Raw genomic sequence first — 26789 nt, 5'->3', positions numbered from 1 at the left:
CGAGAACTATACCGATAACTATACCGATAACTATACTGAGATTAGTGCCGTAATAGATGCTGTAAATAACATTTCTGAATGGACGTTTTAGAGACTAATAGTTTGAATATGGTTAGGTTAAGTATTTTTTTTATTGTTTGAGTCTTTGTTATTGCTGATAAATATCATCACTCTTCCATTATCGTCGATGTGTGAAATACCGTTAAAGCCGATACTATTAGTTGCACAGACATAAGAGCCTAAATACATGAAGATTGTGGAAGATCAAGATAACGTGGAAGTGATTTTCTAGGGGGCGATGTCTCAGAGGGGGGTTAGGCTGTGTAAAAGAGTGGTAGGAACGGTGTCAGTGATTGATGCAAGAGTCAGTGCCGTTGCTGAGCACTGACTCTTTGTTGACTTAGTGGATAAAGAAAAACAGTCCCATACTCAGCACTGTGGTTAGCAAGGTATTACGGGTGACGAGCGCCAACACAGTAGCGACTACGGCGCAGATGAGATAGCTGTTGTCTAGGCTCAGATCGAGCTGACCTTCCTGCACAAACACTATGGGCGCAAAGATCGCAGTGAGTACCGCAGGGGCCGAGTAACTTAAAAAGGTTTGGGTGCCCTTACTTAATCGCAGCGGTAGTTTAGGCTCAAGTAGTAAATGACGACTGATAAACACAACCGCCGCCATTGAAAAGATCATTAACCAAATCATGCTTTTTCTCCTGACAATGTTTTTGTCTTAATGTCAGTCCCTGTTCCTGTATCCACTTCTGTTTTGGTCTGTGCGCTTGCTAGCTGACTGGCGGATTGTTCTGCGCGTTCCGCTTCCTTGGTCGCTTTGGCGTAAAGTACACCTGCCGTCATTCCCGCAATGGCGGCAATGAGCAGTCCCGCTTGAATTTTAAAAACGGCGCATACCACTGCTAGGGTGAGCGAGACTAATACACAGACGAGAATCGATGGTTTTTTTATGGTAGGAACGACCAGAGCGATGAAGGTGGCTGCGATGGCAAAATCTAATCCCATCTCATCTAAATTCTCGATCGCATTGCCCGCCACTATGCCAAGTAGTGTGGCTATGTTCCAACCGATATAGAAACTCAAACCGCCGCCAAGGGCGTACCAAGGGTCGAACTTATGTAACTTGCCTTGATTGGCGATGGCAAACAGTTCATCTGTGAGCAAAAAGCCCAATGTTAGGCGCCACTTTAACGGCAACGGACTGATTTGACTGCGCATCGCCATTGCATATAACAGATGGCGTGAGGTGATGAGTAACGTCGTAATTAAGATACTCCACAGACCAATACCAGCTTTCACCATGCCGAGTGCCACTAATTGAGCCGCGCCCGCAAAGATAATCGCCGACATAGCTTGGCTCTCAATGGGCGTTAGCCCAACCTCAATGGCGAAGGAGCCCGCTAAAATTCCCCAAGGTACAACCGCTATCGTCAACGGCATCATGGCTAATGTACCTTTTAAAAATGCCTTGGATTTTGTGGGATGCACAGGATAAACATCAGGTTTTATAAGCTTGTCGGTGGTCACTTTGGCTCCTAAAAATAGCGGTGATGGGGTTGCTATTAAACAATGAATGCTTGGATAAGGTTGCTTGCTTAGTCAATCGAGGAGAAAGCAAGAATGAGCATGGCAGATTAACTTAAAGTGGTTGTTTAGGCTTGGATAATATTGCAGCCTATTTCTTTGGCAAATTGCCCTGGTGTTACGCCGACGGTCTTTTTAAAATGCCGATTCAAGTGACTTTGATCGTGAAAACCACAATCGAGGGCGACATCGAGCAGCCGTGAGCCTTGTTTGATTTTTCCTTTGGCGAGTCTCACTCTGGCCTGAATTTGGTAAGCGTGGGGCGGTAAGCCGTAATAACGCTGAAATTGTTTGAGTAAATAATAGGAGCTTAATCCTGCAAGCGTTGCCAGCTCTTCAAGGGAGATATCGGCCGCAGGATGATCGTCGATAAAGGATTTCACCAGTGCTAACGCAGGCTTAGCGATTACAGCGAGGTCATCGCTTGGGTGATTCTTGCCATGGCGTGTCATCAACTGTGTCAAGCTTGAATAGACCAAGCTTTTGCGCAGTAAGCGATTGTCCGATGTATCTAAGGTATTAAAGGTGAGGCGCAGCAGTTCGGCTAATTCAGGATCGTACACTACGGGCTCAGGGAAATAGGGCGCACCGTTGTTTGTTGCTAGCTCACTGTTAATATTGGCAAACTGTGCGGGTACTGGATACATGGCACGATAGGACCAACCGCCCTCTGTGGCGCTACAGCCATTATGGACTTCGTCGGCGTTAACGAGAATGATGCTGTGCTTTGGCGCCACATGGTTGCCACCTGTGCGATAAAAACGCTGCGCCCCCGTTTCAATCACGCCGACTGTATAACCTTCATGGGTGTGCCGACTAAAGTTTTGTTTATGGTAGTGGGCATTGAGTAACTCGAGGCCACCTAATTCATCGGCAATCTGGTAGGCCGCATGTTCTGTGTTCACACTAGGCCTCCGTGTTTAGTGTATGAATGGGCGGGTTGTGCCTGATAGTAACCCAGAAACCCTCAGTGCTTTTGTACAAAATTGCGCATATTGGATTTTGTTTGCGTTTAATGGCGTTTTTTTAATGTTTGTTGCTTAATGCTTGTCGCTTGAGATTTTTCGTTCAGTCTTGCTCGCGATAGGCGTTATTTAGGTTGCCTGCTGTAATGTTGTGAGTTCTGCCCCCGCGATAGCCTCAAGGTGTTGAGTGATTTTCTCTATCGGCCAATCCCACCAAGCGATGGCAACAAGCTCATCTATCACAGTTTGCTCGAATCTCAGCTTGATCACTGTGGCAGGATTACCGCCAACCACAGCGTAGGGTGGCACATCTTTTGTCACTACGGATTGACTGGCAACAATGGCGCCGTGGCCAATCTTCACTCCAGGCATGATAGTGGCGTTATAACCAATCCACACGTCGTTACCGATACAGGTGTCGCCCTTAAAAGGTAAATCTTCGGGCTTGGGCGCCGCTTTCTCCCAGCCATTGCCGAAGATATAAAAGGGATAAGTTGAAAAGCCAGATACTTGATGATTGGCGCCATTCATAATGAATTTCACGTCTTTCGCAATGGCGCAGAATTTACCGATATTCAGTTTATCGCCAATAAAGTCAAAGTGATAAAGCACATTCGACTCGAACCTTTCAGGACCAGCTGGATCGTCATAATAAGTGTAATCACCGACGATAATGTTCTCGCGGGTAATAAAGTTTTTAAGAAATCCAACTTGAGGGAAGCCTTTCATCGGCGCTTTATCGTTGGGATTTGGGCCTAATTGCGGGGGAGTGCGGGTACTTGGCATGAATACCTCCGTGCTTAAAAGAGTTGTTTACTAGGGTAATGCATTGTCTTTTTTGAATCGTCGTACTTTGGTACGCATATTCTTCATCGGGGAGTAAGTATTGAACTGGATCATACGGCCCAGAGTCCATTTATCGTACCAAGTTATGCCGTACAGTTGCTGATTACTGAGACTCGCAATCAGCGTTGACAATTTTTCCATTGTCATTTCATATTCATCAAGTAAATCAGTATATTGCCATTGGCTATATTCATGATGAAATCGCTCTGCTAATAATCCCAGTTGATTCCATTTATAACCCGTATCGGGAAAATCAACGGGGAGTGCTTGCGATGTTAACTCGTACCATTTGAGCACTAATTTACTCCAACCAATAAGGTAAGCGACGGTATCACTTACACTAATTTGTGTACCTTTGATGTTTCCTTCTATGCTGCACACACGGGACATTTGGGCTGGGATTGAACGATAGTCTGCCATCAATTTGGGGAAAACTGAGTAAATAGCCAATTCAAGTTCTTGTTTTGATCGGGGTACAGATGACATCACTACCTCGTTTACATTAGATGCTTAGGCTGAGTTTCACATCGTCCATTGGGCTGTTTAGTATTCACCTGTCACAATAAGCTCTTGTTCAATAGATTCAACTACTAAGGCAAGCGTACTATTGTCTCGCTTAAAGCCGACAGAGCAAATTGCCATCGCGCCGTTACCACAGGTTATTTCGGGGTAATCTGCTGTTATTGGCGTTTCATCTTCTGCTACAGGCGCTAATACCCAGCCAGCAGCCAATAAACTCGATTTCACCTCAGCGTATTTTTTACCCCATAACGCGCTGCTGTCCTGTGCTGGAGCATATAGAGGCAATGCGCCAAGACTTAGCATGATCAGTGGGAGAATGATTTTTCGCATATAAAGCTTTCTAGTTCCTATGTGGTTTCGATTGGTCGCTTAGCGCTTGTGAGCGTGTTAACAGCATATATTATTCATAGTCCCTCTGCGCATTATCCTTATGTGCATTAGTTGGGGGAATTATGGCTGTTCTTGTTTATTCGTTTTTCCCAATATTTTTCATACAGTATCTGTGTTGATATAAAAATAACAACGAACACCCCCGTATCAATAATAAATTTCAATGGATCAAAAGGATCGCTAAAAATATCGTAGTGAAAATCGAAGTATTTGAATAATAATTTTGAGCCAATAAAAGCAAAGATAAAAGAGATAAAGAACTTCAATGGTTTTTCCCTAAAATATGTTGATAAATTAACCATTCTCTTTGGCGCGTTTGTACTCTTGTTGGGATTGATAAATTCCCAGAATGATCAGGCCAAATACGAAATAGAACATTTTTTGCGCTGAAAACTCGATTGTCAACGTAGTATGTTCTAGGTGGCGGTATAGAATACTGTGAGAAATTGCCTCTGTTATCGTCAGAATAAATGGATAGCTAATTAATGCGATAGACGATATTTTCGCGAATTTGTACGTTTGAGGTTGTTTAATGAATTTTGCAATAAATAGTAACGCAAATGATAGCGTCAGATTGCTTATCCATAAAATAGCCGCCGTAATTCGTACTTGAGTATGACTGGCTTGTTCCGCATCGGGATAAACCTCTAATATCTCCTGCAAGTAGCTTGCTGGGCTCACTAATCCCCAAACAGGGTAAAGGCATAGCAGCACGGCAGTGAGCATTAAAATATATCTGATAAACATCCTTTTTCTCCGACAGATTCTGCTTAGAAAGCTATACTTTTTATACGAATCATTACATTAGCATTGTTTTTTACAAGTGGCGATTGCTTTGGCTAAACTAAATTATTGTGACAAAAGTTTTTAATGGATAGCTAAGTTTAAACATGAACTAAATATTTCAGGCTTAAAGCAGCAAAAAATAGCCCTAGGCCATAGACGCTATGTGTCAGTAAACTTAGCCACCGAGCTTTCCATGGTGAAGGTGTTTTATTTGCTGCAATCCCAAATCCAAGACAAGGTTGAATGACATAGAAAGGAAACACTATGGTAACAAAACCAGTCATTAGTGCAGGTATCAACGTTGGCTCAAATAACCACATCTCCCCAAAGATTAATACATGAATTAAAGCAATAATAATACCGATAAAATAATGCAGAAACCAACCCAGAAAGGTTTCTCCTTTAACAGATGGGGTTGCCATAATAGGCCGATGAACCAGCTGACCTCTGTAAATAAACCAACGTCCCACAAATGCATAGTCAAGAGTTGGATTATGAAGTACGTTTTTTTGCCACCATGACCATGAATCCATTATTAATGTGGCACCAATACCCACTAATATTGACTGTAGCCAAATAGAAATCTCCATTCAGTTTTCCCTCTTGGTATTCTTTCCTGATATTGATATAGTTCAGGCATGGTACAACTTGAAGTCAACTTTAAGTCAAGAGTGAATGTTATGGATATTGCAGAGGTATCACGCGAATCAGGATTAGCTCCTTCAACATTGAGATTTTATGAAAAAATTGGACTTATCCAGTCCATTGGCAGAAAAGGACTTAGACGCCAATATGCCCCTAAAATCATTAATAAATTGAATATTATCTCACTTGGACGTATTGCAGGTTTATCATTAAACGAAATCACTACGATGTTTAATGAATCGAATCAATTGACCATTGATCGTAATTTACTGGCGAAAAAAGCATCTGATATTGATCTCAACATTAAGCGGCTAAAAGCAATACGAGATAGTCTTAACCATGTAGCAAGTTGCCCATAATCAGATCACTTAGAATGTCCATCATTCCAAAAACTAATGAAATCGGTAAAGTCTTTTGAATCTTAATCAGTGATAGAAATCAATCACTCGCTATGCGTATAAGAAATATTGTGGTTACTTAAATTTAGCAATTGAATTCGACACACAAAGGAGTGAATGATCAGTACTTAATCTTGGCAATAGCGTTTAACTTATTTTGTGCTAATCAAACTTATTTAAAATAGATGGTGCTTTAAAACAATGGGTGCTACAAGATCTGATGTGCTTATCGTCGAACACCCACCATGCCTACCTTGTGTGATGGAAAACAAATTTATTCTGAAAAATATTTAACCCAAATTCAACCAGATACTGCCCAATAAATGGATAAGTTTCATATTAGGTCTAAGCTAATTAATTTTAGCCTTAGTCCATCATATATAGTATTAGATTGTTAATTCTTTCTCGAAGAAAGATAAGTCATCACAGCTATCATGCTCCCAATTACAATACCTGTAATTCCAAAAAATAAGCCAGCTTCTTGTCCATATATAGCACCTGATTGTAGCAGTGAATAGACAGGTGAAAGACCGAAGTATCCCCCAATCACACAACCAGTTACAGAAAGTAAAAGACCAACCTTAGTTCCTATGTTCATTTTATAAAATCCTTTTTTGGTAAAAATTTACTGGTACATAGACATTACTATTCTCGGTGCAAATGCCTGCCTTCGTTTTTTTTTGTGGATTAGTTAAACTAAAGTCTGAACTTCCCGTCAAGCCGCACACCAGCACTGGAGCAACGTAACATATATAAAAATAAAATAAAACTAACAAACTTTGGTTTAATTTGTTCAAAGGGAAAGACCATAGACACTTAGCCTTAGTGGCGCGTAAGCTAATCTCACTAAAGAGTGAGACACCTACACCCTTGGTGTTTTTCAAGCTAGTTTTCACTCTTATGTGTGGAGCATGACTGCCTATGTGATAGTGGTATGTATTTTTCCATATGCAGCAGATTACGCAGAAATTAGCCAAGGCGAATTCAGCTGTTGACGTGACCTTCGATGACATGGATGTCATCGCAGAGCCGCCATGGATGGCTTCATGGCGTGTCACGGAAGCAGTTGAATTCGGCGTATAAATGACAATGAATAAGCGCTTAATTTTGTCTCTTTAACGTGCAGCTAATTCATTGTCTAATAGCAAAACAGCCGCAAAAATCTTTGCGGCTGTTTTGCTATTAGAAACTTTTTATCTGAAAGCCGCTATTTGAAACTCATCATCCCAAACTTGCTAATCAGCAATCATCGCCATGAGTGCGGGTAAAAACTCGTTATCTAATGCGGCGATTTCGCTTTGCTCAACCAGCACTTGATTGAGAATGTCATGGCTGGTGAGGGGGTTGGCGAGTACTACGCGAAACACTACGGTTGCTTGTCTAAAATAGCGGGCGGGCTGAATGCGGGTACGGGAGACGAAGGATTTACCCTGTTCGCGTTGGTGCTTTTGAATAAACTGGGTGAGGCCATCGAGCAGCTCGTTAAAGCGGGCGAGTTTTACTGTGTCTGCTTGCTCACAGGCAAGTTGCATGGCGGCTTGGATGCTGGCGGGCACATAACGGTAAGTCAGCAGACAAAGTTCTGGCTCAGTGATTAGCTCAAAATCCTCATGGGTTTTGATTTGTTCGGCAAAATAGCGGGCTTTTTCAAGGCTGTTATTGATTAAGATTTCATAACCATCGCGGCCGATGATCTGTAAGCAAGCGTGCACTAACATCGCCATGCCGGGGCGTGAACCTTCTAGCGTTTGGCTGCCTAAGTCCTTTGAACCACGGCGCAGAATATATTCGGCGTGGTGGGCAATGGCGTGGGCAAACTCTGGGTCTTTAAATAACACCATGCCTGCGCCCATAGGCACGTACATTTGTTTGTGGGCATCGATAGTGACTGAGTCCGCAAGTTCGATACCTGCGAGTAAGTGGCGGTATTTATTGGATAATAAACTTGCGCCGCCCCACGCTGCATCCACATGGAAATGGCAGTTTAACTCTTTTGCCAGCGCAGCTAATTCTGTCAACGGGTCAACATTACCGGTTTCTGTGGTGCCAGCCACGCCAACAATCGCTAATACTTTGATGTTCTTGCTAGCAAGTTCAAGGGCGGCTTGACGCATTTTCGCGACATCGACCTTGTTATTGCTGCCAGTGGGAATGCTGATGATATTGTCGCGGCCGATACCAAGCAGATCGACGGCTTTGCCTAGCGAATAGTGACCGCGCTCCGAGACCAAAATCGCTAAATCGTCATAGCCATAGTGGCGCAGCGCCTTGAGTAAGCCTTCGCGGCTGACGCCTTTAAACTCGCCATCGGCTTTTAATAATTGGTTACGGGCAATCCACAGCGCCGTGATGTTGGCAACCGTGCCGCCGGAGCAAAATGCCCCGAGGGAATGATTGGCGCTGTGCATCCAGCTTTGATAAAAATCTGTATCTTGGGCATAAATCAAATGGTGCATCATGCCGAGCACTTGGCGTTCAAGCGGCGTAAATGCCTTAGAGGTTTCTATTTTGACCAGATTTTGATTGAGTCCCACCATCATTTTTGACAGCGGCAACACAAAGTAGGGCAGTGCCGAAGTCATGTGGCCGATAAAACTTGGCGCCGCTGTGTGTACCGAATGCGCCACCAAATTTTGCATAATTTCGTCGGTGTAATCGGAGACAAAACGCGGCTGAGTTGGGATCTCAAAAGCTTGAAAATCGGTTTCGATTTCAGACAAGGGTTTTTCGAGCGCGGCGATACTGTCACCCAAAAAGCCTGCTAAGTCCTCGGAGAGCTTTTGCTCAATAATACTCAGCGTTGAGCTTGCATCTTCCGGTGCAGTAAAAATGCGGAGCAAACTTGCTTCGGATGCGGTGGCTTGGCGAGGGAGTTTCTGGGTCATGGGGCTTGCCGTCTATTAATTTTTATAGTGAAACCGCAAATTGGCTCGAAGAGTATAACGGACCAGTGATGCGCGATCTGTGACTCTCAAATGTTCAATCAGCGGAATACCAAAAAGGGAGCTCACTTTACTGCAAGGCCTTTTAGGCATCAAGCACTAAAATTTGGTATTACCAAAGCGTTGCGGCCTAAATAAGCAAAGGCGCCGTTATGGCGCCTTTATGTTTAACTCGACGAGCCACTCATCAAGCCTGAGCATTAGCCCTAAAATTCATGTTAGCCCTAAAATTTGCGTTGGCCCAACATGAGTACCGCGCCGATATTTCGGGCGGTATTGCAAAGGTTTAGCTTGGCATTGGCCAGCACATCATCAAGCGGACTTAAGTGCGGGATGATAGGGAAGATAGCCGCCATACCGTGATCCAATATGGCATTGGCGTTTTCACCGAGGCAGCCCGCGATACCGATAGTGGGAATGCCCTGCAGTTTGGCTTGCTTTAACACGCCCATTGGGGTTTTACCAAACACGGTTTGACCATCGATACGGCCTTCACCTGTGATCACTACATCGGCGCCACGGATTTTGTCCGCAAGGCCAACGGTTTGCATTACAATCTCAACCCCAGGTTTAAGCTCGGCATTTAAAAAAGCCATCACGCCAAGACCCATACCGCCAGCAGCGCCAGCCCCGGCATGATCGCGGTGATCACTAATGCCATTGCGGGCAATCACATCGGCATAATGGGCAAGAGCGGCATCTAGCTGCTTAACCATCTCAGGCGTCGCACCTTTTTGCGGACCAAAAATTGCCGATGCACCGCGTTCACCGCACAGTGGATTATCAACATCGCAGGCAACTTCGAAGCTGCACTCACGTAAAAGTGGATGAGCGTTTGATACATCGATTTGAGCAAGGTTCGCCAGCGCTGCGCCGCCAGAAGGCAAGGTTTTACCTTGGCCATCGAGCAATAAAATATCCAGCGCTTGGGCCATACCCGCGCCGCCATCGTTGGTGGCACTGCCGCCCAGCCCCAAAATGATGTGCTTTATCCCCCGATTAAGCGCATCACAAATCAGCTCGCCCGTGCCATAACTTGTGGTAAGCAGCGGATTACGTTGCTCCCTCGGCACATGGTGCAAACCTGAGGCTGAGGCCATTTCAATCACGGCAATCGCGCCTTGATGTGGCGATTTGCTCGTTGGATCTGCACGTGAAACTGAAGCAGAACTTGTATTCATAGCCGCGCCCAGAATGCCTTCCCCAAGGATGCCATAGTGCGCTTGCACTCTATGCCCCAGTGGCCCCATGACCTCTAAGCTGACAATACTGCCGCCCGTGGCGTCCACCATAGATTGCACTGTGCCTTCGCCACCATCGGCAACGGGTATTTTGATTATGTCGCAGTCGGGTATCACTTGTTTTAAGCCTTGTTCGATGGCGTTGGCCACTTCGAGCGCGCTTAAGCTTTCTTTAAATGAGTCGGGGGCGATAACTATTTTCATTAAAAATCCTACAGCTAAATGGGATAAAACAGGGCTCAATGTTGAACACTAAACCCAAGGCCACTTACGTTGGGCGCAACAACATCCCTGTGCTAAAACTGAGGTGATATAAAGGCATTTATATCCATCACTGGCACATTAATCTGTTGCAATTATTAGGGCGTATAACAGAGATATATCTTGGGCACGGCATGTGCCCAAGGGACAATATTGAATCAAGAACTCATTAATATTAGAGCAACACTAGGCTTAGCACATACACAGTTACCATGGATGTTACACCTTGGATTAGGGTCGCCATAGTTTGGGCTTTATAGGCTTGTTTGACGCTCATGCGGCTAAACTGGGTGACGACCCAAAAGAAGCTGTCATTGGCGTGGGAAACTGTCATTGCACCTGCGCCAATGGCCATTACTGTTAACACTCGGCCCATATCGCTACCAAGACCAATATCGCCAAGCATAGGCGCAACCAGTGCAGAGGTTGCGACTAATGCGACTGTCGATGAACCCTGCGCTGACTTAAGCGCGGCAGCGACGATAAATGGCATAAAGATACCGATACCCAGTGCCGACAGTGATGTGCCCAAAAAGTCACCGATAGGCGTGGCTTTTAATACCGCACCAAAGGCACCACCTGCACCTGTGATTAAAATAATCGGCGCGGCAGTGACGAGCCCTTGGCTGATGCGTTCGCTAAATTCGCTGATCTTATTCTCACCCTTTAACAGCAGCAGGGATAAAAACAGGCCAATCATCAGGGCATTAACAGGCTGACCAAGGAACACGAGCACATCAAACACACCTTCTTTACCCAAAGGCGCAGAAGGGAAGTTAGCGATAGAACCTAAACAAATTAATACGATAGGCACAAAAATTGGTGCGAAAGCTTTTAATGGGCTTGGTAACGTACCATAGCTTTTTTTCAGCGTTTCATAGTCACTGGCCTGCGCTTTAAGTTCTTCTGCGCCTTCACCATCGGGCTCAACATCGGCAAAGCGGTTTGCCCATAACATACCCGCGAGTGCCGCAACAGCGGCCACAAAGAGACCCACACCGATCACTAAACCTAAGTTGGACTCTAAGCCTAAGTTGCCTGCGGCGGCGATAGGGCCAGGCGTTGGCGGTACAAAGGTGTGAGTGGCGTACAGACCTGTGGCTAAGGCAACGCTCATGGAGACACTAGAGACCTTCATGCGGTTCGCCATCGATTGTTTCAGTGAGTTTAAGATCACAAAACCCGAGTCACAAAAGACCGGAATAGACACGAGATAACCGATAATTGACATAGTGAGTGTCGGGAAGCGTTTACCTAATATCTTGATCACCACATCGGCCATGGTGATGGCGGCGCCGCTTTTTTCCAGAATAATCCCTATGATAGTGCCTAAGACGATCACTAAGCCGATATAGCCTAAAATATTGCCAAACCCTGTGGTAATGGTTTTAGCGATTTCCCCGCTCGGCAAGCCATAGGCGAAGGCTGCGATAAAGGCGGCCAGAATTAAGGTTAAAAAGGGGTGGAGTTTAAATTTTGAGGTCGCGATAACAATAAATGCAATCACGCCGATGAGAATAAGCACTAAGTTCATAGTTTGTCCCGTTCAGTTCTTGGCTGAAGTTTTTGAGTAAGTTTTTTGACTTATAGTGTAGGGCGCAGTGCTTATTTGGGCCTGAGTCCAAATGAGGGCTGCTTTAAGGTCATCCTATTATTGTGCAGGTATGTTTGAATAGCTTTGGCTAAATCCACGGAATTACCGCGTTATGTTTCGCCATTTTTGTGCTCATGCACAAAAATGCTTAGGTGAATTCGAATGCAGGAGGAGGCGTTTTGTCGGTAAGGGAGGCGCTTGTCGATAAGGATTGGCAAATAGGGCTATTTGCCAATCCTAAACAGGAGGGACTTAACTCGACTCTTTATTGACGACGAATAAAGGATTCTACATAGGCTGCGGTGCGGGCATTGAGTATCGGATCGGCAGATGCAGTAATGCCCTTAGGCAATAACAGTGGGTTAAATATGCCTTTATCACACTGTTGCACTTGGGGATCGCTGTCTCGTTCACCGTTAATCCTCACTTGGCCTACCAGTAAACGCTGGCGAGTTTCAGGCCAGATCACGGTTGGGTCATTAATCTCATCCCCCATTTCGGCGAGTTGAATATAGAGGTTCCATTGTGCTGGCTGGGTTTTAATGCGCTCGAGTAATTCTGCCTTTAAAAAATCATCACTGAGATTGGCAAGTTCACTGGCTGACAGCCCGGCAGTACCAGTGACAGGTTCAAAAATCCATTTACCCGCGACCGTTTCACCTTGTTGAACACTGTTTTTTTGCGTGCTGAACAGGAAACTATTTACACCGAAGTAGCGGCTGTTGGCAAAACTTGGGCTGGGAGGCAACTGTTTAACGTAGTCGAAAAAAGCTTTAGCGCTGGGTTGATTATCAATAAGCCACTGTTTACCTTCAGGGCCTTGTTTCACTTTGGTCTGAAAGTTAAAAAATTCTTCGAGATTTTTGGCAAAGAAAACGGGAACGTTAGTGGTGACAAAGTTAAGGTTTTCTTTATCGCCGTCAATTTTGAGTGACATAAAGCGCCCAGCGGTTTTATCTGAGATCTGCGGATTTGTACCGCCGAGGGAAAAGCGGGCTGTGACCTTGATACTATCTTGATTAAAAAATGGAATTGCCAACGTTTGTTGTAATTGTGGATTCGGTTTAAAACTGCCTGAGGTACAAAATCCCTTAGTGTGATTACGCAGTTTGACATTTTTACCCGCCTCGCGACTTGCCGCATCGGGTGTGCCGTTGACGGCATCGACCAGTTCGGGAATGGTTTTCTCGGCCGCGATTAACGAAGGTGAAGTCAGCGCTAAGCCGCTAATGAGGCAAGCTTTGGCGAGTAAAGTCAGTTTGATTGAGGTCATTATCATTCCTTTCAATGGACTAAGTAGAGAGCGCTAGAATATCGACGCGATACTATATGAAAGGATAGGAAAGGGGATACGGTATAAATCTTTCAATTAATTTTTTAGTACAGGCCAAGTTTTACTCAATTGATCTGGTTATAAGGTTTGCGCCGTCATCTGCGGGCTTTTTCTGGCGAATCTGTTGAGTTGCTAAGTTATTTGAGTATTAAGTTAAGCGAGTCGAAGTATCAATTAATTGCCCAAGATACAGGCTTAATAATCCATGCAGGGATTGAATGTCGGCTTGGGTGATTTGCTGAATTTTATCAAGGCGATATCTGAGTGTATTGCGATGAATAAACAGGGCATTCGCGCATTGCTGTGCATCGCCAAAGTGGGTGATGTATGCCGCTAAGGTTTTGCGTAATTGGCCGTTTTTGTCCGCCTTGGCGAGTTGCTGGTAGGGCGTTGCCAGCGCCTGACCGCGCCAGTCATGTTTTAGCCCTGCAAGTAACACTTGTAGGGAATAATCTTCAAACAGGTATTTATTCCCTTCTGCATTGAGCTGCTTACCGAGTGCTAAGGTTTCTTGAGCCGTGTGATAGGAGCGCGCTATCCCGCCTTTTTCGGGGAAGAAATGGCCTAGGGCAATTTTAAAGTTTAAATCCATTTGGGCGGGTAAGCGCTGCAACAGCTTATCGATACGCTGATTTTCAAGCTCAGGATCCCATTGTTTTCCATCTAAAAAAGCAGGCTTTAGGATCACCAACTGCGACATTGAGGTCATGGCAATCAAATTACCACGGTCAGGATATTGCAATAGATGCAGCACTTGCTTGAGGGTTTCACTGACTCTGGGGCTGCGTTCATCGGCGGGCTGAGTGGATGCCTCAGCTAAGTACAAGGCCGCTGGGGTGGTGTCGGTTTTTAAATGGTGTTTCTGGATGTTTTTCTCGCTGATCTCAATAATGGCCGCGACTCTTGGCAGGCTGATATCAATGTCTAGCTGTTTTGCCCAGCGGTGCAACTGTGCATCATCGGTTTCAGCTTTGATCAGTTGCAGAATAAACTCTTCACGCTGGCGATTCTCCCATTGCAATTTATCCTGCAAGTTGGCTTGTTCAACAATCATTTCGGCGGTCATTTTAAGTAACTCACCATAATGGGTGAGCTCACGTGGATCACCGGTAATACCGACGACGCCGATAATTTGTCCTTGATAATGTAAGGGTAAATTGATGCCTGGCTTAACGCCATGCAGCCCTGATGCGACTTCTTGACTGATCTCAACATTGCGATTTTGGGCAATCGCCAGCAGCGCGCCTTCGTGGGTTGAGCCAATGCGCTTAGGGTCGCCTGAGCCTAAAATCACCCCTTGGCCGTTCATCACATTGATATTGTGGCCAATGATTTTCATTGTACGACTCACAATTTGCTTAGCAATGGCAGAATCAAGCAGATACATACAGGCGCCTAGTGGGGTTGAAGGTTTAACAGGGATGCAATACGCATTCTTAATCTGGGTAGCATATCGCGTTCAAACTCAGGATGCTGCTTAAGCCAAAGATTATTACGCGGGCTTGGGTGCGGCAAGACAAGATACTTAGGCCAATATTGCTGCCATTGCGCGCATGCTTGGGTCACTGTTATTGGTTTCAGTTTGGGGATGACTGTTACTTTAGCGCTGGTCGAAATTTTACTGCTGGTTGTTTGAGGCTCAGTGATCGGTGAAGTGGGGTTTACGGCCTCGGACGATTCGCGCGGTAGATGATAGTCGATGGCATATTGGCCGAGGATCACAATTAGCTCTATTTGCGGCATTAGGGCGAGCAAGGCCTGATGCCAAGTGGCAGCACATTCGGGGCGCGGTGGTTTATCACCCTGCTTTTTACCGTTTTTTTCGATACTGCCCGGAAAACAAAATCCCATAGGGATAATGGCAAAAAGATTGGGGTCGTAGAATTGCTCCCGCGTGACATTTAACCAAGTGCGCAGCCGTTCACCGCTGGCATCGTCAAAAGGTCTGCCTTTATGGTGGGTTTTTACGCCCGGAGCTTGGCCTGCAATCAAAATCCGCGCTTGGGTACTGGCCTGCAATATTGGTTTGGGCGCTAAGGGTAAATGGGCCTGACATAAAGTACAGGCGCTGATTTTTGCCAGCAGTTTAGCCATTGATGCCGAGCATGATGGCGGTACAGTTACGCAAAGTGGCGATGGCGCTTTAGTGAGATTCGTCTTAGTCAATTTAATCGCTAATTTTATCGTTGCTCATTCATTTTCAATCAGGATTGGAGCATCATCACTGTTTGATATACCCAGTAGCCAAAAAGAGAATAGCCAAGGATTAAACCGATATAACTTAATATCTTAGGAATTTGATTTGGGCTTGAAGCTAAACAGATGTGGGCCAGTACAATCGTAAAGAAGGCTAAGGGGGCAATCACATAGCTCAGAGCTAAGATGAATAATGCCCCTAGGCTGATGATCCAATCTGCATTGCGATTGGTGGGTTTATCGATTTGGCAAAGCTGTAGTGGCAATAAAATCAGTCCAATACCGACACAGATAATACCTAAGTTAAGGGCGAAATCACTCCAACCTCTATGATCATAAATGGCTAACGCAATGGCAATTAATGGCACTATTAGTGCGCTTAATACATGGCGTCTAGCAAAAGTGGCGCTGCGATACTGACCCGCAAAAAAGAATAAGCCCTGTAGAAACAGATTGATTAAGGTAAAACCACCTAGGCCTAAAATGATAAATAGGCTCGCTGCGCCACCCGATGGGTCGAACGCCATGGCGGGTAAGGGTAATAGGCTTAGCCCCACTAGTGCGGGAATTGATAACAACCACTGAGATTGGGAGAGTGAAGAATAAATACGCATGGGCTCAGAGGATTAACTAAAAGATTGAATTAAGATCCGCTAAAGTGAGCCAAAACTCAAGGATTAAGCTTTTTATGGGCGGACTTTTGCGCCAGAGTCTGATCTTATTCAAGATTTTTACTGTTATCTGCCATGATGTAATCGCTTTAAAAGATCTTGCTGCGCTTAAACAAAAGCCCGCAACATGCGGGCTTTCGTGTTATGAACAGTATCGATTAGAGTTTGTAACTCATGCTCAGCATGATCATTTGCGCTGTGTAGTCATGGCTATTGCTGCCAAAGCCTACGACGTTCCAGATCCCATCGACGGCGATATCATTGGCGGCATCATTGTCTTTATAATTCTCAATTTTATAATCCAAGCGCAGAGCCATTTTCTCGGTGGCTTGATATTGAGCATATAAGTTAATGTTGTGCACTTTGGCAAAATAATCGCCATAGTCGCCTGTGATACCTTGTCTGACTTGAGTGTTACTGTCGGAGTTTGAATAAGTGTAATCCAATCCCATGCGTAACTTGTTCTCAAGCAAGTTGTTGTAGCTCAGGCCCGCCCCGACCACATCTACATTGTCTTCAATGAATCCTGTCCATGTTGGGGTGCTGTAATTACTGCTTCCCGCTTGTTCAGACTCAATGATTTGGTAGTTGTAGAATGCTGTCGCCAGTAAATCATCGGTGATCATGTAGCTGATGTTGGCATCATAACTGGTGTCTTTTGACTCTGTTAAGCCAATAACTGTGTCAGAGTAGTCATCTAATGCGTAACGGGCACCGAAATCTATGGTCAAGCTGTCGATTGGCGAGTGGGTGACTCGAGCTTCAATCTGGGTTCTGTCGCGGTTAGCCAGATTGTACTTACGTAACAGGCTGTTGGTTTCAGAAGATGTCCATTCAGAAGCTTGATATTGCGAGCCATCACGCTGACCGTAACTGCCCTTAACCCACATATCCCAAGTTTCAAAGCTGTTAACGCGCAAACGTGCCCAAACGGTATTTTCATCCGTGGTTTCACGGTCTTGATAATTACGGTCATCACGTTTGAAGTCATAGCCGCCATCAAGCTTCAGTCCATGGGTAATACGATAATCCGCCGCCACTTTGAAGCGTTGGCTAGTGTTATCGTAAGGGGTGTTATAGGCCACCTTACCATTGACATTGTTGATGCTGACTTGGGTCCACTCTTCAATTTGAGTATTGTTATCACGGTCGCTATAGTCGTAGCTACCACTTAAGCGCAGTGAGTTAGTCACTTTACTGACGACTTTTAAGTTCAACCCTGTGAGGTCAACTTTGGCATCAACGGCCTCTGTCGGCACTTGATAGCCATAGCCTGAAGTGACTAATGCTTGGTCTTGACTCATTTGTCCCGCAAGCACACGACCTGTTAACACATTGGTATTGTCGTTGTATTGACCCATGAGCGACACTGTGTGTGACTGGTTGTCAGGGTCAAGGGCGAGTGTGCCAGAGGTTTGAGCACCAAAGGTCGGATTGAAGGCACTGTCGAAGTTTAACTGGTTGTACTCGTTCTTAAAAATTGAGCCATTGTAGTTAAGTGCAGTGAACCAACGATCGCCTTTTAGTTTAATGCCAGCTTCAATGGAGTCAGTGGTGTAATCAACTGGCTCAGCTAACATCATGGATTGGTTAAAGAATCCACCTGATGTTTTTTTCAAGCCGGTTTTTTCTTCACGCATGTAGCTCACATGCGTACTCCACAGCGATTCACCTTGATAGTCAAAACCTAACCCTGTGCGCTCACGTTTGAGCGACAGTTCTAAGGCATTTAGGTTGTCCATCAGTAACGGCATCTGGTTGCTTGAACCCGCAGTTACCCAGTTGTCTGGCAAGGTTAAATTATCGCTGCCGACACCAGAGTAGGGCGTTAAGGCGCTATTACTGTTGTAAGTGGCGATTTGGCGATAGTTTACATTGACATTATACTGACCTTGTTTACCCGCATTGACATCTAAACGGCCACCATCCATGCCCAGTTGATAAGCTTCAACGCTGGCTTGATAGCCTTTCTCACCACGGAAGGTGACATCGGCATCAAATTTACCCGCAACTTCGTTTGAAGTCCCAAAGGCATTCGCCGAGCGAATATCCTCTTCGCTGTTGTAACCCACGCCAACACCCACAGTGCCAGACGTACCCGTTTCAACAACGCAGCCTTTACAGCTCCAAGCGGACATTTTGACTTTTTCTGTATTGGCATTGGCTAAGCCATACCCGTCGGCCGCTATTGCAAAACCTGTGTTTGCGAGTAACGCCAGAGTGATCAAATTGAGTTTAAATTTCATTTTCTCGTCTCCTTAGCGCTGTAATAGCTTGCCAGATGGATGGTTTGAACCATGGACCTGACTGTGGCAATTTAAACAGCTTCTTCCACCCGTAAAGGCATTGTCGCCGACGTTTGAACCTAAACCAGTGTTACCTAAGTAAGCATTGCTGGCGTGTCCATCGCTGGCGTGACATTGCTGACACAGCTGCGGTGCGCGGGTTTTCAACATGGCATCATTCACACTGCCGTGAGGATTGTGGCAAGTCACACAGTTCTCAGTAACGGGTGCATGTTCCCACAGTTTTGGGCCGCGTTTCTCGGCGTGGCAGGAGTAACAGGTTTCGTTAATGCTAGGCTTGTTTAGATCGGAATCTGTCATGCTCCCATGGGGATTATGACAATCGCTACAGGTCATTTGAGCCCATTTTAGTGGGTGACTCGAGCGTTTATTCATATCTGCTTTTTGCTTAGTGTGGCAGCTAGTACAGACTTCCATTTCGGTGTTTTTTGATAACACAGGATCTTTTGCGACATGCACTTGGTGGCATGAGGCACAAGCAACATCGGCATTGTCATGGTGACTACCGTTCCAAGATACGCGTTTATCATCTTGGTGACAGCTCATACAGACACTGTTTTGTTTTTCTGCACTTAAGGTCGATTGCTTACCAAAAGTGATCATCGGCTCGTTGCCGCCTTTATTGTGTTGACCCATAGGACCATGACAGGCTTCACATTGCAGGCCAGCCATTGGGCTCTTTGATGAATCAATGGCGCCATGAACACCTTTGAAGAGGTCCATCACTTTTTCAGATTTTTTGTGGCACATCAAACAAGAATCGGCACCTTTAGGGGAGTAGCTGCCTTCGGCAAACTTCTTATCTAAGGTGGCTTCGACTTGTTCTGGAGTCATTTTGTCATCCCACTTTGAGGCGTGTGCACTCGGTGTGATGCATAAAGACATCACTGCAGACATTGCCATGGAGATGACAAGTGCCGGCAGTAGGTTTTTCATTTTTAGGCTGTTCTTCATAATAGGCTTCCCAATTTGTCCCAACAAAATTCAAGAAAGGGGGAGCGAACTCCCCCTGCTTGGGCAAATTACATCTTCACCTGAGTGTGATCTGTTGGTGTGGGTTTGTGACAGTAGAAACAGGTTTCTGACTGCGCCGCTTGATTGGCTTGAACATAATCACCGTTCACAATCGCGCCCATATTTTCTAAGCCGTGGCCAATAGATTCTGGCGCGTGGCATGAAGTACAAGTGGCAGTGATTGGCGTGGTGTATTTACCCGCAGTTGTTGCCAGAGCGCCTTTGACCTTGAATGCATCTAGGTTGAAGTCGTTATGACATTGGGTACATTCTTTGATGACACCTTGTTTACCATGAACAACGTGTAATTTCATCTCCAACGCACCTTTGTTAGCACCACTTGCATAGGTACCATCAGGGGTATGACAAGCGACACACGCATCCACACCGACGATTGGCTTACCGCTGGCATCTTTTGCATGTGATAGCTGTTCTGTCATCACAAAACCCGCATGGTGGCCTTTGTGAATTTCGAAGCTATCACCGTGACAACCTTGACAGGTACCAAACTCAACTGAGTTAACATGACGCATGCTCGGTGCTTTACCAGACTTAGTGCCAAAAGCTAGTTCAGCTTTCATGCTCGTTGTTGCGCTGTCTGCGGTACATGCGGTTAAGCTTGTACCAGTGCTACACACTTCTAAACCGATAATGGTAAAGGCGGTATCAGTATCGCCTGCACCGAAAGGTAGAGCGGGTGTTGTAAAGACCAATTTACCGTCAACTAAGGTTACACCTTCTTGCAGTGCGCCATCTTTGACTAAGTCTTTCGCTATTTTCGCTTTACCGCTACCTGGACTTGGATTGTAGCCCATGATCGGGAAGTTAGGGCCAACGTTGGTAACAGACTCTAAACGTTTAATCTTATCTTGAACGGTTGCCGCATCAATTGCGTTACCATCTTTGTCTAAGATAGACACGGTTAATACTGCAGTATCATCAGCTTGACCAGCAAGTGCTGCTGACATACCTAACTGAGCGATAACGGCTTTTTTGTCTGCAGTCTTACCTGTGTGCAGTTCTGCAGTCCAATCGCTGTTATGACAGGCGATACAGTTGGAGTTATCTAGTTGTTGTGAGTGGCCTTTACCAGCAGCAAAGTCCACTGCGCTATGGCAGCTTCCACATGAGGCAGCAGTTGGGATACGTGACCAATTACTCCAATCAGGCGTAGCCTCATTTGCTGCGTGACAGCTTTGACAGCTTTCTAATGAGCCTAAGGTGAGGTCTTTGTGTTTAGCGTGAACGAGAACATTGAACTCTTTACCTACACCGACTTTTCCGGCCGTGTGGCAAGTTGCACAGTAATTAACGTCGGAATACGCGCCGCCATGTTTAACATTGGCTAAATCTTGGTGACAAGTATTACAGCTTTCTGTGGCGACAATTTTGCGACTGTATGTTGGCAGTGCACCAGTATCGGCAGTGAAGTCGACAAAGGCGTTACTGTTTGGTACTTGAGTACCATCGGGAAGCGGAGTGTTATAAGCGCGGATTAATACTCGTTGAGCTAACTGTTCGTTATAAGTGACTTTAGTGTTAGCGGTCAGGTTCATACTAAAAGTATAACTGTAGTGACCGTTTTTCTTGTCAACGAAAGTCCCTGGGCATGTTGCAGCGACATCACAGGTTTCATCACCAAAGTATTGCCATTGTGACGCATTACCTGCACCAGTTGCGCCTTGTGGGATTAATTGTGCTGCGGCAAAACGCATTTTTTGTAGGCCAACAACGGGTAAATCATTTTCGTTAGTGACGGTAAACTCAACACTCGGAATACCGTTAGTGACGACAGATTTGTCAAAGGCGAAATTAAGGGTTTGAATCGCTGGAGCAGGTTCGCCACCAGGTTCACCGGGATTACCATCATTACCATCGCTGCCACCACAGCCCGCTAAGGCCATAGTGACTGCACTTGCTGCTAACAGCAGTGCGATTTTAGTTGTTTGTGCGTTCATCATTTTTTTCCCTGCATAGGTTTGGCATTGCTTAAACGCTATGTTCTAGAGCCAACAGATTCTATGTCTGTGTTTTTGGTCACTAGAAGCGACTTAAGTGGATGCTGGAAATAGAATTCCCCAAGGAAAGGCTAACCTAACATGACCTTAAAATCTCCAAGGCCTTTGCTAATGTGTGACTTGGATCTTTCTATTTCTAAAGAGGTATTTAAAGCGAGAGGTAAAAATGATTCTAGAACAAAAAAACAGCGGATTTTATCTGGGTAATGTGCGTTGACTTTATACTATAAAAGCAAGGTTTGAATGGGATTGCTGTTATGTAAATAAAATCCCCCGCAGTGCGAGGGATTTTGCTGAATTTAATGTGAGTAACGACTGATTTGCGATTCGTTACTCGGTTCCATATTAGTATTTCACTGGGTGAACTTTATCCACACCAAATGATTTACCTTCACCATGGCAGGTCGCACAGGTTTCGCTACCAGGAGTATAAGTGCCAGCAGCAGCGTTATATACACCACCATTGGTTTCGAAGTGACCTATCACTGCGCTGTCAGTTGCGGTCGTTGCATGGCAAGATGCACAAGCTGCAACGGTTGGTGAGTATTCACCAGTACTTGCTAAGAACGCAGGTTTATCGCCTAGTGTAGCTAAGCTAAGTTGACCTTTATCATGACAAGCCGCGCAGTTCGCTGGGTTTTCAGGGAAGGTTGCTGCATCTGTTGTTAAACGGCGAACACTGCGAGTATCAGCGTGAATTTGGTGGATCATGACTTTAAAGTCAAAACCACGTTCAAATGGCTTTTTACTGTGAGCAGGAGCGCCATTGTGACAAGCCACACAACTACCATCGGCTAAAGCTACCGCGGTATTAGGTACAGCAGAGTGACAAGTACCACAGCTGTTATCAGGCTTGTCTGCCGCATGGGTCAGCGCATGAGAGGCTGAAAAGTCAGCTTTCTCACCATGACAGTTAGCACATTTTGCTTCAGAGATGACTATGCTACGTGCGGTAACATTACTTGCATCGGCAGAGAATGAAGCTTTATTACTGCCAACAATCACTTCGTAGATTGGTGCTTCAGTGTTACTACAATCAATCGCAGCATCCATCGTTGGATCGAGTTCTGCAGAGTTTGCACAGATCAGCAATTTGCCGTCCATGAAGCCTTTACCAATACTAACAATTTGTTTGTATGGAACAGAACTTGTGCCAATAACAGCTTTAATGCCTGTTAATGTGTATGTTACTTTTGAGCCATTTGGTACCGCTGTTAAGTTAGCGTTAGTCTCAACTTTGGCCAAATTTACAGAAATACGGTTTTCGCTACGACCTAAAGTACCATTAGATGGACGTGGGCCCATGGTGTATTCAGTGCCATTGAATGCCGTTAAGCTGACCCAAAACTCTTTCACTTTAGGATCTTGATGTGGAGCAACATCACTGTGCCAATCGACTGTGAATGTTAACTCTCCTTTAGCCACATCAAATGTGCCATTTTCTAACTTATAGGCATATTCAGTTCGCAGTAACTTAGTGGCATTAGCTTTTGCTAAGTGATATTTAGCGCTGCCTTCTTCACCTTGTTCGGCGTGACAAGAAGCGCAGCCTCCATTTTGGAATACATTGACTAGGTTTGCACCTGGAATACCGTCAATTTCAGGTGTTGCATAGTAATGGAAATAGTTACCAACGAAACCACGGTCTTTTTGACCTTCAGGTGGCGTTAACCATTCACTGTTATCTACTGGATTAAAACCTGACATGTGACAAGATGCGCAGGCTAAACCTTTGTGATGTTTAAAGCTCGCGGCATCAACGGGTCCTTTGTCATCTGTGCTATGGCAAGACTGGCAGTTCCCGATAGAGACAGGCAGAGTGACTCGTTCAGAAACGTCTTTACCTTCACGGTATTGTGGGTAGCCACTTTCAGCCGCAGCTTTAGCCATAGTACCGCTAAAGTCATAAGCCGTTCCGCTGTAACCCACCATAGCGTAAGTACCTTTGTGAATGGCATGAACCATGGCGCCCATATCCAAAGGTGATCCTGTTTCTGGATCTTTACTGTAGCTGGTATGACAAACTTGACAGTTTGCTATTCCGATCCGTCTTCCGCCATGTAGTGCTAATGGCTTAGCAGTAGAAGATGTATCGCTATAATTTGTGCTGTGACACTTGATACAGTTCGCTTCTAAATCGACGACCGTACGCGTTTCCGTCTCTTTAGCTACTCTAAAGTTATCGCTTGGTAAGAAGTCGATATGGCTGTTGACTAACTTGGCATCTTTACTGCCATCGGTTTGAAGTTCTAAAGTAATGCGATGTATTAATGTTGGGTCGTAGGTTAAATCGAGACCTTCAATAGCGGGCAAAGTACTTAAATTGGTTTGGAAGGTATAGCGGTAAACGCCACTATCAACCACTGTTAAACAAGTGGTTTTACAACTAGATTCGATGTTCGCTTGAATAGCATCACCAGGTGTAAATTTCATTTCTTTAGTAATAGGATTGCCAGCGCTATCTTTACCATCGGTATAGCTATAATTTGCAAGACTGCGTGCAGGATCAGCTGCTTTCACTGAGTTGATATAGCTGACCCATTGAGGTGTTTTGTAACCTTTGCCACTTTCAGGGGTAAGTTTTGCAATACCCAATCCGATAGCATTGATTTGAGCGTATTGCTCTAGGCCCGTCACAGGAACGCCATTCGCATTCGTTAGTACTATGTCTACGCTGACAGTGCCGTTGTCAATTTTTACATCTTCAAGTGTGGCTTTGAGTGTGGTGGCTTGACTTATGTCTAAGCCTACCGGACCCGGTTTTCCGTCTTCACCATCTTTACCGTCACTACCACCGCAACCGGCGAGTAGTAGAGAGAGTAAACCGGCACCCAACATCGCTTTTGTTGCGGTATTGAAATTGAACCGTTTCATCATGATATTTCCCTGCAATAGTTGTAATCATCATCAAACGCCTGGCAAATAAGAATAAATCTCATTACCCGCATAAGATGTGTGGAATTAGTTTTCCATCTGTAAGGCTAACTAAGTCACTGGTATTTATCAGTCACTTTAGGCGGGTAATGTGACTGAGATCTGACTATTTCTTTAGGAGTAGATGACTGCATCGTATGAGTTCCTTTTATATCTGCAGTTGCTGGCCTTTTTAGGCCAGCATCATAGGGTTAGTTTATTGGATGCACTTTCAACACGTCCGCGACTCCGCCCTGTCCATGACAGAAAGCACAGGTTTCAGTTCCTGCGGTTGCATCGGATTTTGTACCTGCAAAAACAGCACCTTGCTGAGCCATGTGGTTATGAGTGCTGGTATCTGAATGGCAGTTGCTACACACAGCGGCAATTGGGCTGGTAAAAGTGCCGTTATCGAGGGCAAGGGGTTGTACCGCTGAATTTAAGGGGAGGGCGACGGTAGAAATCCCCGCAGTATCGTTAACGTGACATTGGGCACAGTTACCGATTTTTCCTGGGTAGTTTAGGCTTTCAAACCCCGTGAATTGACTGGTGTGAATACCGTGGATCAGCTGCTTAAAGTCAAATGACGTGATTGAAGGATTGGCTGCCGTCGCATCGGCCAGCATATTGGCGTTATGGCATAGCTGGCATTGACCATCGAGATCGTTACGTGAGCCGTGAATATTCAGTTTTTGATCACCATGGCAATTACCGCAGCTTGCATTGCTCACAACGCTACGGCGACCTTCATTGCTCAATGCTGCCATATCAAAATAACTGTGGCTGGATTTAATCACTAACACTTCCGCCAGTTCAGTCGTGCAATCAACCAGTACTTTATCTTTGGCACAGACTCTGCCTTGAATCGCAAGTCCGCCATGATCCGTTTCAGTGCCTGCTGGCACGGTAAGGCCCGCTATCGTATAGGTATAAATGCCATTAGAGTCTGATATGGGTGTGGATTCCGGCAGTTTAATCGAGCGAGCTGAACGGGTCGCATAATCAAAACTGGTTCCCCAGTTGGCATATACTCTTAAATCATTGATAAATTTTAGCTTATCGGCACTTTCGCTATACACAGTTCCTGTGGCTGGATTCATCAGCTTAACCGCAACAGTGACCGTACCATTGGCATCCATACTGGCGCTGGTGATGCTTGGGCTAAATTGCATCACTGCCGCGTTTTTAGCTTCATCACTGTGTACGCTTGCGGTCCAGTCGGCATTATGACACGCCACGCAGTTACTGTTATCTGTTTGCACTGGGTGTCCTTCGCCTGCGGGGAAATTGATCTGTGTATGACAGGCACCACAGGCTTGCATGGTCGGGACTCTGCGCCAGTTTTGCTGTTCGGTTAACTCAGCCTTATCGACGTGACAGGTTTGGCAGTCACTAATGGGTTGCGGGAAGCCAGTTAAATGTTTGCTGTGGATCATTTGTGGGAAAATATCCGCAGGGTTACTGACTTTTTTGCTGTTATGGCAGGTGACGCAGGTTTCGATTTGATTATATCTACTGCCATGGAAAGCTAGATTACTGTGGCAACTATTACAGGTCTCTATTGTGACTAAGTTGCGGGTGTAAGCGACATTACTACCTGAAGATTGCCAGTCATAATGCTGATTGGTTATAGGTAAGGGCGTATTATCGGCAAGTTTATCGCCGCCAATTTTGACCACCATTCTTTGGGTCGCTTCTGGTATAAACGTCACTCCATTCATGCCATTAAATGCGGCGCTGAAGGTGTAACTGTAGTGACCGTTTTTATGATCTGTGAGACTGCCAGGGCAAGTTGCCGCGCAGGTTTCAGCGGTAAAGTGCTGCCATTCACTGCTATTCCCCGCGCCTGTATAACCTTTGGGGAGAAGCTGCGCTGCAATAAATGTCGCCGATGGGATACCAACCACGGCTTCATCATCTTGATTGCTTACTTGAAAATCCACTTGAGCAATGCCATCTGTCATCGCGACTTTATCGACCATGATGTTAAGGCTAGTTATCGTTAATGCAGGCGGTTTCGCAGGCTCACCGGGATTACCATCTTGGCCGTTATCACCGCCACAGGCGCTTAATAGGGAGACTAAGGCCAGCATAAGACTGAATTGAGTGCGAATTTTTGCAAACTTGTTCATATTTCTATCCTTGGAATGCG

At 45.4% G+C, this 26789-nt stretch carries 22 protein-coding genes; 1 reads left to right on the top strand and 21 read right to left on the bottom strand.

Annotated features, from left to right (window positions below):
* Positions 1-400 precede the first annotated feature (400 nt).
* From L5L91_RS01915 to L5L91_RS01880, 8 genes are all read right to left on the bottom strand, one after another.
* The gene (locus L5L91_RS01915; RefSeq protein ID WP_131525746.1) at positions 401-703 is read right to left on the bottom strand and encodes an AzlD domain-containing protein; all 303 of its coding nucleotides are present in this window, start codon (positions 701-703) and stop codon (positions 401-403) included.
* Positions 700-1539, bottom strand: a complete 840-nt coding sequence (locus L5L91_RS01910; protein ID WP_263138161.1) for an AzlC family ABC transporter permease — start codon at positions 1537-1539, stop codon at positions 700-702. The genes L5L91_RS01915 and L5L91_RS01910 overlap by 4 nt, the downstream gene beginning before the upstream one ends.
* 125 nt (positions 1540-1664) lie before the next feature.
* The gene (locus L5L91_RS01905; RefSeq protein WP_263235557.1) at positions 1665-2501 is read right to left on the bottom strand and encodes an AraC family transcriptional regulator; all 837 of its coding nucleotides are present in this window, start codon (positions 2499-2501) and stop codon (positions 1665-1667) included.
* A 189-nt stretch (positions 2502-2690) separates the two neighbouring features.
* Positions 2691-3347 carry a Vat family streptogramin A O-acetyltransferase gene (locus L5L91_RS01900; RefSeq protein WP_263235556.1) on the bottom strand — a complete coding sequence of 219 codons (657 nt, stop codon included), beginning with the start codon at positions 3345-3347 and terminating at the stop codon, positions 2691-2693.
* Between the two features lie 30 nt (positions 3348-3377).
* Positions 3378-3893: a ClbS/DfsB family four-helix bundle protein gene (locus tag L5L91_RS01895; protein WP_263235554.1), complete on the bottom strand. Its 516-nt coding sequence runs from the start codon at positions 3891-3893 to the stop codon at positions 3378-3380.
* A 57-nt stretch (positions 3894-3950) separates the two neighbouring features.
* Positions 3951-4259, bottom strand: coding sequence for a hypothetical protein (locus tag L5L91_RS01890; protein WP_263235553.1), 309 nt, complete (start codon positions 4257-4259; stop codon positions 3951-3953).
* Positions 4260-4613: 354 nt separating this feature from the next.
* Complete coding sequence (locus tag L5L91_RS01885; protein WP_263138165.1) at positions 4614-5066, bottom strand: hypothetical protein; 453 nt, start codon at positions 5064-5066, stop codon at positions 4614-4616.
* 137 nt (positions 5067-5203) lie between these two features.
* Entirely contained in the window at positions 5204-5695 is a 492-nt protein-coding gene (locus L5L91_RS01880) for a DUF2938 domain-containing protein (protein WP_249195589.1), read from the bottom strand.
* Between the two features lie 90 nt (positions 5696-5785).
* On the opposite strand from L5L91_RS01880, the gene L5L91_RS01875 reads away from it, so the two are divergent.
* The gene (locus L5L91_RS01875) at positions 5786-6109 is read left to right on the top strand and encodes a helix-turn-helix domain-containing protein (protein WP_081729048.1); all 324 of its coding nucleotides are present in this window, start codon (positions 5786-5788) and stop codon (positions 6107-6109) included.
* 433 nt (positions 6110-6542) lie between these two features.
* Here L5L91_RS01875 and L5L91_RS01870 read toward each other — a convergent pair whose 3' ends face one another.
* The 13 genes from L5L91_RS01870 to L5L91_RS01810 form a co-directional block, all read right to left on the bottom strand.
* Entirely contained in the window at positions 6543-6746 is a 204-nt protein-coding gene (locus L5L91_RS01870; RefSeq protein WP_028760492.1) for a hypothetical protein, read from the bottom strand.
* Positions 6747-7383: 637 nt separating this feature from the next.
* The gene (panP, locus tag L5L91_RS01865) at positions 7384-9033 is read right to left on the bottom strand and encodes a pyridoxal-dependent aspartate 1-decarboxylase PanP (RefSeq protein ID WP_028760491.1); all 1650 of its coding nucleotides are present in this window, start codon (positions 9031-9033) and stop codon (positions 7384-7386) included.
* Between the two features lie 281 nt (positions 9034-9314).
* Positions 9315-10535, bottom strand: a complete 1221-nt coding sequence (locus L5L91_RS01860) for a glycerate kinase (protein WP_263144372.1) — start codon at positions 10533-10535, stop codon at positions 9315-9317.
* Positions 10536-10767: 232 nt separating this feature from the next.
* Complete coding sequence (locus L5L91_RS01855) at positions 10768-12126, bottom strand: GntP family permease (protein ID WP_263144375.1); 1359 nt, start codon at positions 12124-12126, stop codon at positions 10768-10770.
* Between the two features lie 325 nt (positions 12127-12451).
* Complete coding sequence (locus L5L91_RS01850) at positions 12452-13459, bottom strand: catalase family peroxidase (RefSeq protein WP_263235548.1); 1008 nt, start codon at positions 13457-13459, stop codon at positions 12452-12454.
* Between the two features lie 208 nt (positions 13460-13667).
* Positions 13668-14906 (bottom strand): sugar diacid recognition domain-containing protein, encoded by a 1239-nt coding sequence (locus L5L91_RS01845; protein WP_028760487.1) that lies wholly within the window; start codon positions 14904-14906, stop codon positions 13668-13670.
* A gap of 8 nt (positions 14907-14914) precedes the next feature.
* Positions 14915-15613: a uracil-DNA glycosylase family protein gene (locus tag L5L91_RS01840; RefSeq protein ID WP_263235658.1), complete on the bottom strand. Its 699-nt coding sequence runs from the start codon at positions 15611-15613 to the stop codon at positions 14915-14917.
* A 110-nt stretch (positions 15614-15723) separates the two neighbouring features.
* Positions 15724-16329 (bottom strand): hypothetical protein, encoded by a 606-nt coding sequence (locus tag L5L91_RS01835; protein WP_263192833.1) that lies wholly within the window; start codon positions 16327-16329, stop codon positions 15724-15726.
* Between the two features lie 215 nt (positions 16330-16544).
* Positions 16545-18632 (bottom strand): MtrB/PioB family decaheme-associated outer membrane protein, encoded by a 2088-nt coding sequence (locus tag L5L91_RS01830; RefSeq protein WP_263172157.1) that lies wholly within the window; start codon positions 18630-18632, stop codon positions 16545-16547.
* Positions 18633-18644: 12 nt separating this feature from the next.
* Positions 18645-19646 carry a decaheme c-type cytochrome MtrA gene (gene mtrA, locus L5L91_RS01825; protein ID WP_028760483.1) on the bottom strand — a complete coding sequence of 334 codons (1002 nt, stop codon included), beginning with the start codon at positions 19644-19646 and terminating at the stop codon, positions 18645-18647.
* Positions 19647-19714: 68 nt separating this feature from the next.
* Complete coding sequence (locus L5L91_RS01820) at positions 19715-21667, bottom strand: OmcA/MtrC family decaheme c-type cytochrome (RefSeq protein ID WP_173245653.1); 1953 nt, start codon at positions 21665-21667, stop codon at positions 19715-19717.
* 402 nt (positions 21668-22069) lie between these two features.
* On the bottom strand, positions 22070-24601 hold the full coding sequence (locus L5L91_RS01815) for an OmcA/MtrC family decaheme c-type cytochrome (protein WP_173245650.1): 2532 nt from the start codon (positions 24599-24601) through the stop codon (positions 22070-22072).
* Positions 24602-24849: 248 nt separating this feature from the next.
* Positions 24850-26769: an OmcA/MtrC family decaheme c-type cytochrome gene (locus tag L5L91_RS01810; protein WP_263235545.1), complete on the bottom strand. Its 1920-nt coding sequence runs from the start codon at positions 26767-26769 to the stop codon at positions 24850-24852.
* Between the last annotated feature and the right edge of the window lie 20 nt (positions 26770-26789).

The sequence above is a fragment of the Shewanella sp. SM55 genome, from assembly GCF_025654025.1.
Lineage (GTDB): Bacteria > Pseudomonadota > Gammaproteobacteria > Enterobacterales > Shewanellaceae > Shewanella > Shewanella oncorhynchi.
The sequence above is the reverse complement of the archived record's forward strand: the minus strand, read 5'-3'. Positions and strand labels throughout refer to the sequence as shown.

What these genes read in the sequence shown, in the direction of transcription:
- L5L91_RS01880 (WP_249195589.1), bottom strand. Translation starts at nt 5,695, where the DNA reads ATGGAGATTTCTATTTGGCTACAGTCAATATTAGTGGGTATTGGTGCC.
- mtrA (WP_028760483.1), bottom strand. Translation starts at nt 19,646, where the DNA reads ATGAAGAACAGCCTAAAAATGAAAAACCTACTGCCGGCACTTGTCATC.
- L5L91_RS01875 (WP_081729048.1), top strand. Translation starts at nt 5,786, where the DNA reads ATGGATATTGCAGAGGTATCACGCGAATCAGGATTAGCTCCTTCAACA.
- L5L91_RS01890 (WP_263235553.1), bottom strand. Translation starts at nt 4,259, where the DNA reads ATGCGAAAAATCATTCTCCCACTGATCATGCTAAGTCTTGGCGCATTG.
- L5L91_RS01900 (WP_263235556.1), bottom strand. Translation starts at nt 3,347, where the DNA reads ATGCCAAGTACCCGCACTCCCCCGCAATTAGGCCCAAATCCCAACGAT.
- L5L91_RS01830 (WP_263172157.1), bottom strand. Translation starts at nt 18,632, where the DNA reads ATGAAATTTAAACTCAATTTGATCACTCTGGCGTTACTCGCAAACACA.
- L5L91_RS01815 (WP_173245650.1), bottom strand. Translation starts at nt 24,601, where the DNA reads ATGATGAAACGGTTCAATTTCAATACCGCAACAAAAGCGATGTTGGGT.
- L5L91_RS01895 (WP_263235554.1), bottom strand. Translation starts at nt 3,893, where the DNA reads ATGTCATCTGTACCCCGATCAAAACAAGAACTTGAATTGGCTATTTAC.
- L5L91_RS01915 (WP_131525746.1), bottom strand. Translation starts at nt 703, where the DNA reads ATGATTTGGTTAATGATCTTTTCAATGGCGGCGGTTGTGTTTATCAGT.
- L5L91_RS01855 (WP_263144375.1), bottom strand. Translation starts at nt 12,126, where the DNA reads ATGAACTTAGTGCTTATTCTCATCGGCGTGATTGCATTTATTGTTATC.
- L5L91_RS01845 (WP_028760487.1), bottom strand. Translation starts at nt 14,906, where the DNA reads ATGTATCTGCTTGATTCTGCCATTGCTAAGCAAATTGTGAGTCGTACA.
- L5L91_RS01810 (WP_263235545.1), bottom strand. Translation starts at nt 26,769, where the DNA reads ATGAACAAGTTTGCAAAAATTCGCACTCAATTCAGTCTTATGCTGGCC.
- L5L91_RS01850 (WP_263235548.1), bottom strand. Translation starts at nt 13,459, where the DNA reads ATGACCTCAATCAAACTGACTTTACTCGCCAAAGCTTGCCTCATTAGC.
- L5L91_RS01870 (WP_028760492.1), bottom strand. Translation starts at nt 6,746, where the DNA reads ATGAACATAGGAACTAAGGTTGGTCTTTTACTTTCTGTAACTGGTTGT.
- L5L91_RS01840 (WP_263235658.1), bottom strand. Translation starts at nt 15,613, where the DNA reads ATGGCTAAACTGCTGGCAAAAATCAGCGCCTGTACTTTATGTCAGGCC.
- L5L91_RS01820 (WP_173245653.1), bottom strand. Translation starts at nt 21,667, where the DNA reads ATGATGAACGCACAAACAACTAAAATCGCACTGCTGTTAGCAGCAAGT.
- L5L91_RS01835 (WP_263192833.1), bottom strand. Translation starts at nt 16,329, where the DNA reads ATGCGTATTTATTCTTCACTCTCCCAATCTCAGTGGTTGTTATCAATT.
- panP (WP_028760491.1), bottom strand. Translation starts at nt 9,033, where the DNA reads ATGACCCAGAAACTCCCTCGCCAAGCCACCGCATCCGAAGCAAGTTTG.
- L5L91_RS01860 (WP_263144372.1), bottom strand. Translation starts at nt 10,535, where the DNA reads ATGAAAATAGTTATCGCCCCCGACTCATTTAAAGAAAGCTTAAGCGCG.
- L5L91_RS01885 (WP_263138165.1), bottom strand. Translation starts at nt 5,066, where the DNA reads ATGTTTATCAGATATATTTTAATGCTCACTGCCGTGCTGCTATGCCTT.